At 34.7% G+C, this 15,114-nt stretch carries 11 protein-coding genes; all 11 read left to right on the top strand.

Annotated elements, in window-relative coordinates; translation table 11 throughout:
- Nucleotide 1 precedes the first annotated feature (1 nt).
- Nucleotides 2-1,054 (top strand): acyltransferase family protein, encoded by a 1,053-nt coding sequence (locus tag ACZ5WS_RS13060; RefSeq protein WP_464708972.1) that lies wholly within the window; start codon nt 2-4, stop codon nt 1,052-1,054.
- Between the two features lie 22 nt (nt 1,055-1,076).
- Nucleotides 1,077-2,327 carry a UDP-N-acetyl-D-mannosamine dehydrogenase gene (gene wecC / locus ACZ5WS_RS13055; protein ID WP_464708970.1) on the top strand — a complete coding sequence of 417 codons (1,251 nt, stop codon included), beginning with the start codon at nt 1,077-1,079 and terminating at the stop codon, nt 2,325-2,327.
- Nucleotide 2,328: 1 nt separating this feature from the next.
- Complete coding sequence (locus tag ACZ5WS_RS13050; RefSeq protein WP_464708968.1) at nt 2,329-3,462, top strand: glycosyltransferase; 1,134 nt, start codon at nt 2,329-2,331, stop codon at nt 3,460-3,462.
- Complete coding sequence (locus tag ACZ5WS_RS13045) at nt 3,452-4,642, top strand: lipopolysaccharide biosynthesis protein (protein WP_464708967.1); 1,191 nt, start codon at nt 3,452-3,454, stop codon at nt 4,640-4,642. The genes ACZ5WS_RS13050 and ACZ5WS_RS13045 overlap by 11 nt, the downstream gene beginning before the upstream one ends.
- Complete coding sequence (locus tag ACZ5WS_RS13040) at nt 4,632-5,831, top strand: O-antigen ligase family protein (RefSeq protein WP_464708965.1); 1,200 nt, start codon at nt 4,632-4,634, stop codon at nt 5,829-5,831. Before ACZ5WS_RS13045 ends, ACZ5WS_RS13040 begins: the two co-directional genes overlap by 11 nt.
- An 11-nt stretch (nt 5,832-5,842) precedes the next feature.
- Nucleotides 5,843-8,032: a bi-domain-containing oxidoreductase gene (locus ACZ5WS_RS13035; protein ID WP_464708963.1), complete on the top strand. Its 2,190-nt coding sequence runs from the start codon at nt 5,843-5,845 to the stop codon at nt 8,030-8,032.
- A gap of 20 nt (nt 8,033-8,052) precedes the next feature.
- A complete protein-coding gene (locus ACZ5WS_RS13030; protein WP_464708961.1) occupies nt 8,053-9,243 on the top strand; it encodes a glycoside hydrolase family protein in 1,191 nt (396 codons plus the stop codon).
- Between the two features lie 14 nt (nt 9,244-9,257).
- Nucleotides 9,258-9,992 (top strand): WecB/TagA/CpsF family glycosyltransferase, encoded by a 735-nt coding sequence (locus ACZ5WS_RS13025; RefSeq protein WP_464708958.1) that lies wholly within the window; start codon nt 9,258-9,260, stop codon nt 9,990-9,992.
- Nucleotides 9,993-10,015: 23 nt separating this feature from the next.
- The gene (locus tag ACZ5WS_RS13020) at nt 10,016-10,717 is read left to right on the top strand and encodes a methyltransferase domain-containing protein (RefSeq protein ID WP_464708956.1); all 702 of its coding nucleotides are present in this window, start codon (nt 10,016-10,018) and stop codon (nt 10,715-10,717) included.
- A 1,536-nt stretch (nt 10,718-12,253) separates the two neighbouring features.
- The gene (locus ACZ5WS_RS13015) at nt 12,254-14,455 is read left to right on the top strand and encodes a choice-of-anchor A family protein (protein WP_464708954.1); all 2,202 of its coding nucleotides are present in this window, start codon (nt 12,254-12,256) and stop codon (nt 14,453-14,455) included.
- A gap of 111 nt (nt 14,456-14,566) precedes the next feature.
- Entirely contained in the window at nt 14,567-14,965 is a 399-nt protein-coding gene (locus tag ACZ5WS_RS13010) for a 3-phosphoshikimate 1-carboxyvinyltransferase (protein WP_464708953.1), read from the top strand.
- The last annotated feature ends 149 nt before the right edge of the window (nt 14,966-15,114 follow it).

The raw sequence follows: 15,114 nt of genomic DNA, 5'->3' as shown, positions 1-15,114 counted from the left end.
TATGTACATCAATGCACTAAATAATTTTAGAGCTTTAGCAATAGTACTAATTGTTATGGTTCATATTTTCCCTATTGTTTTTAAAGGGGAATTAAATATTTATGAAGGTGTTTTTTTAAACTTGATATCAGGAGGGACCACGCTATTTGTGTTTATATCCGGGTTTTTATTTCACCATGTATTTTTTTTAGACTTCAATTATAAGCAATTTATGCTTAAAAAGACAAAAAATGTCTTAGTACCTTATTTGATATTAAGCTTTTTACCAGTAGTTCTATTAGTACTAATAAATAAACCATCGCATGGTGACTTTTTTTTAGGGAGTGATGTTAGCTATCTCGAATTGTACATAGTTCCATTGTTTAAATATTATTTAACAGGTAGACATCTAATAGCATATTGGTATATCCCTTTTATTGCTTTGATGTTTTCTATTTCGCCCTTAGTTATTACTTATTTAAAACTCGATATTAAAAAGCAATGCTTGATTATTATAATACTTAGTTTGTTGTCAATGTTAATACATAGGCCATTAGCGAATATAAACCCATTGCAATCGTTAATCTATTACCTGCCTGTGTATCTGATTGGGGCACTGACAAGCTGTAAATATGAGTATGTTTGTAAATTACTTAGAGATAAAGAAAAATGGCTTTTGTTCATGATTATCTTTTTAGCTATTTATCAATATGGAATGGGTGTTCAAGGGAATTTTCATAAGGCTTTTTTTAGTACTGGAAGAATAGACATATCATATGTACAGAAGATTTTAATGTGTTTTATGTTACTTGCTTTCTTATCGCGATATGAAAATTTTAAAAACTGTAAGATTATGATGTTAACTAATACAAGCTTTGCCGTGTTTTTTTTACACCCATTTTTCCTAGTAGTTTTAAATAGAGTTAGTTTAATTGATGATATAGAGAACTCTTTTATTTACAAATGGACCTGCCTATTCGGGGTTACATCTTTAGTGGTTATTATATGTATATTAATTGCTATTTCAGTAAAAAAATATGTTCCAAAATTTAGCCGTAATTTAATTGGTTATTAACTAATATAAGAATGAGAGTGAAATGAATATTAAAACAGTTTCTGTGGTTGGTTTAGGTTATATCGGTTTACCTACTGCGGCGGTTATTGCATCGCGCGGTATGAAAGTAATTGGTTTAGACGTAAGTGAGAAAGCAGTAAATACTATTAATGCTGGTGAAATACACATAGTAGAGCCTGATCTCGACATAATAGTTCGCGGCGTAGTATCTACTGGTAATTTAAGAGCGACTACAACGCCAGAAAAAGCCGATGCGTTTATGGTAGCTGTGCCTACACCGTTTATTCACAGCGAAAGTGGTAACCACAGCGCCGACTTAAGTTATATTAAATCGGCTGCAAAAATGATTGCCCCAGTGCTTGAAAAAGGTAACTTAGTTATTTTAGAAAGCACTTCACCTGTAGGTGCAACGGAGCAACTAGCTGCTTGGTTGAGTGAAGCGCGCCCTGACTTAACGTTCCCACAAGATAAAGGCGATGCCGCCGACATTAATATTGCGCATTGCCCAGAACGTGTTTTACCTGGTTATGTATTACAAGAGCTGGTATCAAATGACCGTGTAATAGGCGGTATGAGCAAAGCATGTAGCGAAAAAGCCGTTAAGTTATACGAAACTTTCGTGCGCGGCGAGTGTATTATTACCAACGCCCGTACCGCTGAGATGGCCAAGTTAACCGAAAACTCATTTCGCGATGTAAACATTGCCTTTGCCAATGAATTGTCAGTCATTTGTGACAAATTAAAAATTAATGTGTGGGAGCTTATTAAGCTTGCTAACCGCCATCCGCGTGTAAATATTTTAAATCCAGGCCCAGGTGTTGGCGGCCACTGTATTGCGGTAGATCCTTGGTTTATTGTTGCAAGTTGCCCAGACGAAGCAAAAATAATAAAACAAGCACGCTTAACTAACGATGCCAAACCTTTTTACGTAATTGAAAAAGTAGCAAAAGCCGCTGATGAATTTAAACGCCCAGTGATTGCATGTTTAGGCCTTTCATTTAAAGCCGACATTGACGATCTTCGTGAGAGCCCAGCATTAAATATTGTTGAAGAATTAGCAGCAAAAAATATTGGTGAAATACTAGCGGTAGAGCCAAACATTTCAGAGCTACCAGCTAACCTAGTAGATAAAAATGTCAGCTTAGTGTCGTTAGAAAGCGCGCTAGAGCAAGCAAATGTTGTTGTAGTATTAGTTGATCATAAACAATTTAAAGCTGCAGATAAGACAGAGTTTGCTTCAAAAGTTGTTATCGATACCCGCGGGATTTTGTAAAATGGAAAAATATAGTAAATATGATGGAGTAATATGCTTTGCTGGCGAGGATTGGTGGTATCACAATCATGGCCACTTTGATATGAAGGTTATGGAATGCCTATCAAAAGATAAAAAAATATTATTTGTGAATTCCGTTGGAATGAGGGTGCCAACAATAGGAAAATCTTCGAAGATTTTAAATAAAATAATTCGCAAACTAAAAAGTATTGCAAAAGGGGCTGTTAAAGTTAGCGACAATTTTTTTGTTTATTCACCATTTTACTTACCCGGTAAAAGTTCTGAAAAATTATCAGCTTTTTTATTGAAGATTCAAATACAGTGGTACGCAAAACAACTAGGTATGAGCAATCCGCTTATTTGGGTAGTTACACCAACTGTTTCTAAAACAGCACTTGAATTATCAAAAGATGTTATTTATCAGAGAACGGATAAGAATGAGGAGTTAAGTGATGGTGATTTTGAATACATAAAGCAGCACGTTAAATTATTGCAAAAAAGTGCGATGCTAACTATATACTCCTCAAATGAATTAAAAAATAGCGAAGAGCTCAGCTGTAAAAAAGCTTTACACATTTCACATGGTATTGCAGATGTATTTTTTGATAAACGAAGTTACAATTTAAAAAATGAATTGAATAATGATAATGCGAAAAAAGTATTGTTTGTAGGAGCAATTGACTCACATACATTCGATATTAAATTGTTATTAAAAGCTGCAGCGCAACATTCAGATGTTAACTTTTACCTTGTTGGTGATGTGAGCTTAGATAATGATATAAATTTACCATCAAACGTGATTTTTTTAGGTAAAAAGGAACAGGAGGAGATACCTTCGTATCTTAATAAAGCTGATGTGCTTGCAATGTATTGGTTGCAAAACGATTGGATAAAATATTGTAGCCCAATTAAATTTAAAGAGTATTTATCAGCAGGTAAACCGATTGTTTCTACTCAATTTAGTGGTTGTTATGAATTTGAAAGCAAAGCTGTTTATATTTCTAATTGTCATGAAACATTTCTGGTTAATTTGTCATTAGCTTTAAACACAAACATTACTGATAAGCAAAATATGACAGTCCATACTTGGTCAAATAAAACTAATGACATTATAAAGGCCATAAATGAAATATAAGTTATTAGTTGCACTGGTTGATCAATTTGCCTTTTCAATTTCTAGTTTCTTATTTTTTCTGTACATGGCTAAATTTTTGACTATTGAAAGTCTTGGAATATTCTCTATTTGTATTGCTTTAGCTGTTTTTTTTCAGGGTGTTCAAAGAAATCTGATAATCATACCAATGATGACATCAAAGTTTTCATATTCACTTAATAAAAGCAGCTACTTTTACTCACTATCATTTACAGCGAGCCTAATAGCTTCTTTGTTCGCTTTATTAGTGTTTTATGTATATTCATTGTTTTCAGATGTGAAATTAATTATTAATTCCGGGTTTATATTTTTATATGTAATACTTTCTTGGCATTACGAATATAAAAAAAGAACGGCTTGGTTGTTACTTAATTATAATAAAATATTGTGGAGCGTTTTTTTTCTAATTTGTAGCTTAGTGACCTTAAGTTGGCTACTTATTGAAAGTGATTTCATCAGTTATAGTTACCCTCTATCACTTTTATTTGCTTCACTGCCCTTTGGTAAAAAAGAAAAGCTATACAATATTTCTTATTTAAAAATTATAAAGCGTTTTAAATCAAAACAATATGAAGTGTGTGGAGGTTTTTTGTATGGTTTCTATAATAACTTCTTAATAATATTTGCAGGTGCTTTACTGGGGCCTGTAGCCGCAGGTGTTTATGCTGTTGCTAGAAACTTATTACAACCAGTGCAAGTCTTGATAAGTGCAATTGACTCATTTGATAAAAAAGATTTAGCAAAAAGGTATTACAGTAAAGGTTTAAAAGCTTTAAGAATATCAATATTTAAAGCAACTTTGATTTGCACCTCACTTTCTTTAACTTACTATTTACTGGTTGTTTACAATTATGACATGATCAATTCTATTATTTTTCAGGACAAATTTGATGATTTAGAATCTCTTATAACATTGTGCTTACTCGCTTATATAGCCATGATATTTGGCCACTTTTTAGAGAACGGTTTATATATTTGTAGTCTTGGAAAAAACATGTTCACTAACCGTTTTTTTGCAAGTGTACTTGCCCTAATAACTCTTTTTTTTACAAATAACTACATGGGATATTTTGCTGTGCCATTTGCAATGTTGATAGGCTGGCTAGTGATTATTGTACTTACTTTGCGACTTTTAATACTTAAAGACAATCATGAAAATTAAACTATCACCTAAATTTGCATTTTTTTTATACGCAGCTTTGATTTTTATAACATTGTCATCTTTTCGTAATAGAGGTGTTGAGTCTACAGGATTTGACATACAAATATTAATAAAAGTCATCGTTTGGTCATTTTGTGGTTTGATAGGCTTTGTCTATTGGAAGGCGTTGGGGTATAAAATTAAGTGCAATTATCAGTTGCTTATAATTATGTTTTCGTTATACATATTTGCAACTTCCCCATTTTCGCCAGCAGGTTTATATTCTGTTGTCACGTCATTTGTATTTGTTTGTTTTACTGTATTTTATATATATTTATTTACAGTGCTAGACAAAGAACATGTGCTTAAAGCGTTTGTCATTGGAACATCATCTTTAGTTGTTTTGTCATTAGTAGCTACTGTAGCAAGTCCGGATCTTGTGTATCAAGAATATTGGAATGACTTAGGTTACATAGAAGGCGTTCGTTTTAAAGGGCTTACAACTAATGCTAATTCGCTAGGACAGCTTGCTGCAGTATCTTTATTTATTGTTATAGTGATGGGTAAAAATATACTTAGAAAAAAAAATATCACTATGTATCTACTTATATTCACATTGTTTTGTATTTTAATATTTAGTCAAAGTAGAACATCTTTGCTGGCATTGCTGTTGGCTTTATCTTACGTTTTTTTCTATCGTCGTTTTGCTTTTTTTTATACAGCTACATATTTTACATTTTGTTTTATAACCGTTATTTACTTTACTGAGTTGTATAAATATGTCTTACCTAGCTTGTCACGTAGTGGCAGTGTTGAGGAGCTATTTACCTTTACAGGACGAACCTTAATTTGGGAAGTTGTTTGGGAACTAATTAAAGAAAGCCCCTACTTTGGCTATGGCTACGCTTCTTCTAAGATAATTATACCGCTTAATTTTGAAACAAGCTGGGGCTGGACAACTGTAAATAGTCATTCATTTATGCTGCAGCTTTTACTTTCTACTGGCTTTATTGGGTCACTCCCAATATTCCTGCTAATTAGTTTCCAATTCTATCGTTTTATTACTTTTAAAGGCCGCTTATCGTCTGCGCTTTTTGTTTTTGTGCTTGTTACAGGTATCTTAGAAAGCGGTGCAATTGGTCCCATACCAAACTTTATGACACTAGTCTGGTTATTATCAATATTCTTAATATATTATGAAAAAACTTAAAGGAATTCTGAATGAAACAAGTTACTCAAACTCTAAGAACCGGGATCGTTCAAGTTAATGAGGTCCCAGTACCAACGTTAACGGACTCATTTGTACTTGTAAAAAATGCTGTTTCAGTTATTAGTGCCGGTACTGAAAAAACTAAAATTGACATGGGGAAAAAGAATTTATTACAAAAAGCTAAAGCGCGGCCTGATTTAGTTAAACAAGTACTACAAAAAATACAGACTGAAGGATTAAAGAAAACCCTGCAAACGGTAAAGTCGCGTTTAGAATCACCATCTCCTTTGGGTTATAGCTGCGCAGGCGAAGTTGTAGCTGCCGGTGGACTAGTTGAAGGCATTCAACCGGGTGATCGTGTAGCATGTGGTGGCGCAGATTATGCCAATCATGCTGAATTTGTAACTATACCTAAAAACCTTGTTGTTAAAATACCTGATTCGGTCACCGATGAAGAAGCAGCCTTTACCACAGTTGGCTCTATTGCGATGCAAGGAGTACGTTTAGCTGAACCAAAATTAGGCGAAACCTTTTTAGTATTAGGTTTAGGATTACTTGGCCAAATTGCAGTGCAATTGTTACGTGCTAATGGTTGTAATGTAATTGCTACCGATTTAGATGCTAATTTAGTAAAGCAAGCTGAAGATTTTGGTGCTGTAGGTGCGGGCCCCGACTCTAATGTCGAGTCGCTTTGTAAAGAATTAACCGCAGGTCATGGTGTAGATGGTGTATTAGTATGTGCGGGCACATCAAGTAATCAGCCAATTGAACTATGTGGTGCTGTAACACGCGAAAAAGGTCGCGTTGTTGTAGTAGGTGCTGTGCGTATGGATATTCCTCGTGAAGATTACTTCAAAAAAGAGATTAGTGTAGTGATTTCGCGCTCGTATGGCCCAGGCCGTTATGATCCGTTTTATGAAGAAAATGGTAATGATTACCCACTTGGTTATGTCCGTTTTACAGAGCAGCGTAATATGCAAACCTTTTTAGAGTTAGTAGGTCAAGGTAAGATTGATGTTAAGTCATTAATTACGCATCGTTTTATGGTTGATCAAGCGGCAGATGCGTATCAGTTAATTGAAGGCGCCAAAACTGAACCTTATTTGGGCATAGTAATGCAGTACGCTGCCGGTACTGATATATCAAATAAAGCGTCTCGTATTACTACTAACACCAAGGCAATTAGTAAAAACAAACTGGGAATTTCATTTTTTGGTGCAGGGAATTACGCTACTGCGAGTTTATTACCGCCGTTGGCTGATAAAAATAATGTTGAGTTTATAGGTTTAGTAACAGCTAGTGGCCGCACGGCGCAAGGTGTGGCGAAACAATTTAGTTTTGCATTTTGTACTGCTGAATTTAATGAGATTTTAACTCAAGATACAGATGCAATTATGGTGACAACACGTCATGATACGCATGCATCATCGGTTGTTGCTGCCATTAATGCTAATAAACATGTGTATGTTGAAAAACCAATTGCGCTTACCGTTGAAGAGCTTACGCAAATTCAACTTGCAAAGTTAGCTAATAATATAAAAAGTAACACTAGCCAAGTGATGGTTGGTTTTAACCGCCGCTTCGCGCCATCTACCCAAGACGTAATTGCGCATTTTAGTGGTGTAAAAACGCCTTTAGTGGCCAATATTCGTGTTAACTCTGGAAGTATTCCTACTGATCATTGGATTCAAGATGTTAAAACTGGTGGTGGCCGCGTGATTGGTGAAGGTTGCCATTTTGTTGATTTAGCCTCTGCACTTGTTGGCAGCAACCCTAAAACAGTAACGGCAATTGGTACTGCAAAGGCTAATAAATCTGCGGTACTGAATGATAACGTGGTGATTAGCTTAACATTTGAAAATGGTAGTATTGCGACCATTGTTTATACTGCAGATGGCTCGAAAGCCATGCAAAAAGAATATGTTGAAGTTTTTGGTGGTGGCCGTAGTGCAGTGATCAACGACTTTAAAGAAGCAGTTTTATATTCGGGCGATTCAAAGCAAGAAATCAAAAAGCAAATGGCACAAGATAAAGGCCAAAAAGCGATGTTAAACGCTTGGTTAGCGGGTTTAACATCAGGTGTGCCATGTGTTAGTTATGACTGTTTAATGAGTAATAGTCTAGCAACTATTTTGGCGGTTGAGTCATTAGCTTTAGGCACGACACTAAACGTCGATTTATCGATTCTTGAGCAACAATAGCGGGTAATTACTTTATTATTATGAACATAAAGCAAATTAACCCAGCACTGTTAAAAGACGCGCAAAAAAATAATTATGCGGGTCAAGACCCGTTTGATGGCCTAAACAGTTCGCTATTTAAGTTAGCACCGAGTTTAAAAAGCGGCCTGTTTGGTCTGATGTGGATACAACTTCATAAACGTTTAGCCATTAATTTAAGGCCATTGTTTGGTATACCTAAAATGCGCAATCCTAAAGGGATTGGTTTATTCATTTTAGGCTTGCTTGAAGATTATAAATCTACAGGTCAAAACGATTACTTGCAAGAGGCAATAAACTTGGCCGATTGGTTATTGACCCAGCAAAGTGATAAATCTATTTGGCAGAATAGTTGTTGGGGTTATCACTTTGATTGGAATGCTCGTGCTTTTTTTGTACCTAAAGGTAAGCCAAACGTAATTACTACTATTTATGTAGCTCAAGCTTTATATGCGTTAAGTGAAATCACCAAAGACGAAAAATACTCAGAACCTGCAATTGATAGTGCGCATTTTATTGTAAAAACCTTATATAAAGAATGTGATGGTAGGCAGTTTTTTGGTTACATACCGGGTGAGACTGCATTTGTACATAATGCCAGTCTTTGGGGCGCTGCATGGGTTGCAAAAGTGGCTGTACTAACTAATAACCAACATTACAAACAGCTTGCTTTAAATGCTGCAAGGCAGTCGGTAAGTGAACAGGGAGTCGATGGCTCATGGGTATATGGTGCTCGCCATCATCATCAGTTTATAGATGGCTTTCATACCGGTTATAACCTAGAGGCATTGCGCTTACTGAGTGATGAATTACAAACTGATGAGTTTGAATCGTCAATTGCAAAAGGTCTTACTTATTATAAAACGCATTTGTTTGAGCAAGATGGTACCGCAAAATATTACAATAATAATCGCTATCCACTCGATATGCACAGCGTATCGCAAGCTGTTTTTACATTATTAAAAGTAGGTAAAACGCCTGATGACTTTGCGATGGCAGAAAAAATAATTAATCGTGCTATTCAAACCTTATATATGCCTAAAAAGCAGCGTTTTATTTATCAAAAAAATAAGTATTTTACCAATAAGGTTGACTATGTGCGTTGGACACAAGCATGGATATATTATTCGTTTGCTTATTTTAATCGACAAAAATTGAACAGCGCTAAAAATGCAGTTATTAAACAACTTTAAAAACGGACTCAACAATGAAACGTATTGAATTTTTAAAAGCACCCATGGATATTGCCACCATGCAAGAGACGGTGTCTTTTATTGAAAACAGAATTGAGCAAAAGCAATTTTTACAGCATGTTGTGGTTAATGTAGCCAAAATAGTTAATATGCAAAAAGATCCTGTTTTAGCTGAGTCGGTTAAAGCGTGTGAGGTAATTAATATTGATGGTATGGGTGTCGTGTTTGGTGCGCGTTTTTTAGGGCACGATGTGCCAGAGCGTGTAGCGGGAGTTGACTTATTTCATGAATTATTAGCTATGAGTGCTAAACGAGACTTTCCTGTGTTTTTGCTAGGTGCCACCGAAGAAGTGGTTAGCAAAACAGTAAGTAAAGTTAAAGCAATAAACCCAAATTTAAACATAGCAGGTTATAACGATGGCTATTTTTGGGATGATGAAGAAGCTGTGGTTAATAAAATTCGTGAGTCGGGTGCAAAATTGTTGTTTGTTGCGATTACTTCGCCTAAAAAAGAAAATTTTATTAATAAATGGCAAGACAAGCTTGGTGTTGACTTTGTAATGGGTGTTGGCGGCACGTTCGATGTTGTAGCAGGCAAAGTAAAGCGCGCACCACGGTGGATGCAAGAAGCAGGCCTCGAATGGCTTTACAGGGTATTACAAGAGCCCGGAAGAATGTGGAAACGATATTTAGTTACAAACTCTAAGTTTGCCTGGTTATTACTAAAAAGTAAATTTTTAACACGCTAGCAATACGTAATTTAAGGATGAATGTGAATAGTTTAAAGCGTTACATATATACTCTTTCAGATAGGGCCAGGGCTCGAAGGGCTGAGCTGTTTAATAAAAATTTTGATATTAACGTAGATACAAAGATTCTGGACCTGGGTTCAGAGTCAGGAGATAATATTGCTAAAGTTTTAGAAGGCTGTAGTTATTCTGCAAGCAATGTTTATGTAGCTGATATTGCAAAAGACCAAGTTTTAAAAGCTCACAAAGTATATGGCTTCAATCCAATAGTTATCAACGCAGAAGGAAAGTTACCGTTTCCAGATGAATATTTTGATATTGTTTATTGTTCCTCAGTTTTAGAGCATGTAACAGTAGATAAAAAATTTGTATGGAGTATTGTCTCTGGTAAAGAATTTAAACGCAAAGCTAGCAAAAACCAGCTAATCTTTTCTAATGAAATAAAGCGTATCGGTAAACAATATTTTGTGCAAACACCAAACAAAAATTTTCTAATTGAAAGCCATAGTTGGTTACCCTTAGCTTCTCACCTACCTAGATGTATATTGATCCGCCTACTAAAGTTTACAAATTCATTTTGGATAAAAAAAACAACACCGGATTGGCACTTATTGACATCTCATGAGCTACAGTCTCTTTTTGAAGATTCTAGAATTGAATGTGAAAAATATTTGGCTATCACTAAATCCATCATTGCAATAAAATCAGCTAAAAATAAAAACTAAGTTAAGGTGTTTAACATAAAGTCAGTCACAGTTTAAACCTGACATTACAGATAGATTAAGTGTTTTGCATAAAAACAAGTGTCAGTTGAACTTCCAGTATTGAAATTTGTTTAATTTAAGTGCGGTTTAATCGCGGCGTTAACTTTGTAACTTGGTGGATTAAGTTAAAATGAGGCGACAAAAAGTAAAACACTCAAAAAAAACTTTTGTGTTGAATAATGTTTCATATTTGAACCATTGACATGTCGGTTAAAATCATTCACCTAAATAATCTAGCATAGACAGTAATCAAATATAATACGATTTTTTAAGTTTAATATAGATAATCTTTGTTATCCTATTCAACATTATTATGTATAAGAAATGAACGCAGATCTAACTAGCGCTGCTTGTGTCATCGTAGTACCTTTAAGGCCTATAATGTACTTTAATAAAGACAACACAAATGAGTGTATAAGCTATATACCTGATGAATATAAGGTTGTCTTTTACTTTCCGTATATTTTTGAAAATAAATATCAGAGTCAGGTAGTTATCAAAAGCTCCATCTTTAACAAGGGCATGAAGATTAATAAAGGACTCTATAATCAAAAATATAATACCAATAATAATGCGCTTACCTGAAAAAGGTTGTTTAGAGTATGTTTATTCATTATGCGACCAGTACAGAAAAAATGAAAATGCGATGACCCCAAGTTGTGTTTGAAATGTCATCAATTTTTGGGTCTTTGGATATGTGGTACTTACCACGTTATTGAGTTATTAAACCAATGAGAAAAGTTAATACAATCAATACAGTCATGCTCAGGGTATTAATATTTTTTAAAACATCAACAGTAATGTTACATCGATAAGACCCGATATATACCAAAGGTGACCGTAACCTATGATTAACGTTAAAAAGATATTAGCTTATTGGTTCTGATTTTAAATAAGGTATTACAAACCAGATAGGCGTATAAAAAGCCATCCATACTAAATAAAGGGTAGTAGTTTTTTAACCAAATAGTCTAAGTGTTATTGTCTAATGAAGAGTAAAAATAAAAACTCCACTGTCTTACTATAGTCACTTAAAAAACCAGCGTGCAAGTAAACTACCATAAACGCCATTATTAGCTTTAGAAGGTTTAACGATATATTTCTTTTCAAGGTGTGCTCCATTTAGGGCCCAAAGGCGATCATTTCAAAGTAAACCTAAAGGCACCAGATCTAAAACCTTTTAATTGAATATATGATACTGAATTAGCGAAAATGAAAGCATCAAAAGCAAGAAGAACTCTATTAACTATATATTAACATATAGTGGCTCTTTAGTATTTGTATCGATATTTTTTAATTTTTTATTTTATGTAAGTTATTGATATTATGTTTTTGTGCGTTTTTAGAAACTAAAATTTGGTACTTTTGTAGTGTTTTTATTTCTTTTGATTTTGTTTGTGTATATAATGTTCACAACAAATCCGATGAATTAACTTTCGTTAAACAAATGACTTTAATTTGGTGCCTTTAATGCACTTTTTCATTTTGAGGGAAAAAATGACTAACTCACTACTAAAAAATAAAAAATTAAGTGCAGTGATCGCGCTTGCTTTAGCCAGCTCGGCAACACAAGCTGCAGATTTAGGTGTAGCCAATAACTTTTCAGCATTTGTTTTTGACGATTTTAAATCGAATGTTGGCCGTGCTGATGGTGCAATAGCGGCTGGTAAAATAGATATAAAAGGTTACAGCGTTGGCTTTTTACGCCCGTCTAACCCAAATGAATACTACTTAATCAGTGAATCAAGTATCGATTACAAAATAGGGCGCCAATTTGTTGGTAGCATGATTGCCGGTGGTGGTACTGATGTTAGTTGGAGTGTTCAATGGGGCATGGAACGAAACTCTAAAATAACATCTAATCAAAACGAATCGGCCATGCCATTTGATTTTGATGAACAAGAGCAATATTACAAAGATTTAAGTGCTGAGTTAGGTAAGCTTGATTCTACAGGAACAGTACAAAGCAAATGGGGTGGACTTTACTTAGAAGGCGACGGTCGTTCAGACACGCAAGTATTTAATTTAGATGCGCGCCAATTTGCTAAAGCTCATACTTTTAAAGTGTGGGGCATACCAGCTGATGCAACAGTTATTTTTAATATTACTGGCGACGATGATTTAAATGTAAAAGGTAAAAGCTTTTGGCGTTTACGCAATCATGCAACCAAAACAGTATTTAATTTCACTAATGCTGAAAAACTGAATATTAAAGGTAACCGCTGGCAAGGTGTTGTGTTAGCTCCTTACGCAGATATTAGAGGTGTTTACGGTACAGCCAAAATGCCAATTATTGGCCAAAGTTTTTATGGTTCAATGGCATTGTTAGCTGGCGAGTTTGACGGAAATTTACCGACAGTTGCTGAGTCTATTATGCCATTTTCAATGCAGCAAAAATGGCATTGGAATTCAAGCGAGTTTATGCCTGAGTCGAATCAAGTTATAACTATGCCAATTATTGCGCAGTTAAATGATGATAATGGCGATAGTGTTATTGATAACAATGATGTTGCAGACGTTTTAATATCTTCTTTTGTTACGGATACTCAATCGGGTATCCTCAGAGCTTTAAATGGTAAAAATGGTACAGAACTGTGGTCATACTCATCAGGTGCAATTTCTGTAAATGCAGGTTATGCAAGTGCAGTTGCAGATATTGATAACGATGGAATTGTCGAAATTATAGCTACCGATTCATTATCAAACTCAATTAAAATAGTGAATCATAAAGGAGAATTAATTAGGTCAATTGAAAAGAAAACACCTAATTTGATTAAAAGTAACGTTGCTTTATCTGATGTTAACAATGATGGAAAAGTTGACATTTTAGCTGGTGATGGTGTGTACAACACTGATGGAGAACTTTTATATTCTTATTTATGGACTCCTAGCCCTATAGCGGTTGATATTAATGATGATGGTAATCAGGAAGTTGTTGCCGATAGAAAGGTGTTTGATATAAATGGCGTGCCATTGTGGTCATTTGGAACGAACTATAGATCTTGGTTCTCTTCTGTAGGGAATTTTGATGAAGATGATGAGCCTGAGGTTCTAGTTTCCATTCCAAATTATAGTTCTTCTAAGAATAGCCTAACGTTATTTGAAGCTGACGGTAATATTAAGTGGGAGTTGACTAACTTAAATAATATAGGTGGAGGTGTTCAATCTATTTCATCTTTCTTTGAAGGTGGTGAAACAGGAATTGTTTATTCAGGTTATCTTTCAGTAGATATGTACAATACCGATGGTGAACTTGTTTGGTCAGTAGCTAATGATGATGAGTTTAGCGGAAAAATTGGAGTTAATGCCTATGACTTTAATGGTGATGGTATTGATGAGGTAATAGTTCAGGATCATTACAAAGTTAGAGTCTTAAATAGTATTAACGGTGAACTATTATCAAGTGTTCCTAATTCATCATCAACACTTTGGGAGTACCCCATTGTGGTTGACCTAGAGGGAGATAATAACGCCGAGCTAATTACTGTTTCTAACAACTTTGACAGTCGTTATAACATAAACAATGGCGTTACGGTTTATGAAGCTGCTGATAGCAGTAAGCCGTGGAAAAATGCAACGCGCATTTGGAACCAACACTCTTATCACCAAACCAACATTAATCAAGATGGAACAGTTCCAACCGTGGAATTACCAAGCTGGTTAAATAACAATACTTATCGCTCTAGTACACTTAAATAAAAAGTACTTTTAGTAAATAAAAAGCCAATTATTTATAATTGGCTTTTTATTATTGGGTAGTTGTTTAAAAATAACTGAAAATTTGTTATTCACGCTTTATTTGAGGCTTTTTTGTCAAACCTACAGAATGATCCTGCTATTAAAAGCTTGTTAGAGCGAATGCCTAAAAACATTCAAACGACCTTTACTGATGAACAATTAGCCCATTTAAAGATAGCCATTGGCGCAAGGCAATGGGGTAACCATGCTGTTGACTGCAGAGGTGTAGTTAAACTTTTTAAATACCGATATTACTATGTTTTTTTGGCGGGTCGGAACAGGCGAGAACTAAGTGTAAAAGAGCAAAAAATAGCAAGGTTTACTCAAGGAGTATTTTTAAGTTTGGCAGCTACGTTTACTATTTTACTTACATTGCTGGTTTTATATTTGATAAAATCCGCATTGGGCATTGATATTTTTGAAGGATATTCGTTTGGGGTTTGGGGTTGGTTTAAGGGCTTATTTAATTAAGCCTAAGCTAAATGCGAGTATTCTCTTTTAATACTTAATAGGCAAAGCAATAGTTAGCTTAAAGGTATAAACATGAATTTTAGTACTTTTGTCGGAATCAGCAATTGAACAAAATTGACTAATGCTATATGATCGCGTTGGATTTTGTG

This window comes from Pseudoalteromonas sp. 11L1, assembly GCF_055397545.1.
Note: the sequence above shows the minus strand (reverse complement) of the source record. Positions and strands in the feature narration are given on the sequence as shown.

What these genes read in the sequence shown, in the direction of transcription:
- ACZ5WS_RS13035 (WP_464708963.1), top strand. Translation starts at nt 5,843, where the DNA reads ATGAAACAAGTTACTCAAACTCTAAGAACCGGGATCGTTCAAGTTAAT.
- ACZ5WS_RS13030 (WP_464708961.1), top strand. Translation starts at nt 8,053, where the DNA reads ATGAACATAAAGCAAATTAACCCAGCACTGTTAAAAGACGCGCAAAAA.
- ACZ5WS_RS13015 (WP_464708954.1), top strand. Translation starts at nt 12,254, where the DNA reads ATGACTAACTCACTACTAAAAAATAAAAAATTAAGTGCAGTGATCGCG.
- wecC (WP_464708970.1), top strand. Translation starts at nt 1,077, where the DNA reads ATGAATATTAAAACAGTTTCTGTGGTTGGTTTAGGTTATATCGGTTTA.
- ACZ5WS_RS13060 (WP_464708972.1), top strand. Translation starts at nt 2, where the DNA reads ATGTACATCAATGCACTAAATAATTTTAGAGCTTTAGCAATAGTACTA.
- ACZ5WS_RS13045 (WP_464708967.1), top strand. Translation starts at nt 3,452, where the DNA reads ATGAAATATAAGTTATTAGTTGCACTGGTTGATCAATTTGCCTTTTCA.
- ACZ5WS_RS13050 (WP_464708968.1), top strand. Translation starts at nt 2,329, where the DNA reads ATGGAAAAATATAGTAAATATGATGGAGTAATATGCTTTGCTGGCGAG.
- ACZ5WS_RS13040 (WP_464708965.1), top strand. Translation starts at nt 4,632, where the DNA reads ATGAAAATTAAACTATCACCTAAATTTGCATTTTTTTTATACGCAGCT.
- ACZ5WS_RS13025 (WP_464708958.1), top strand. Translation starts at nt 9,258, where the DNA reads ATGAAACGTATTGAATTTTTAAAAGCACCCATGGATATTGCCACCATG.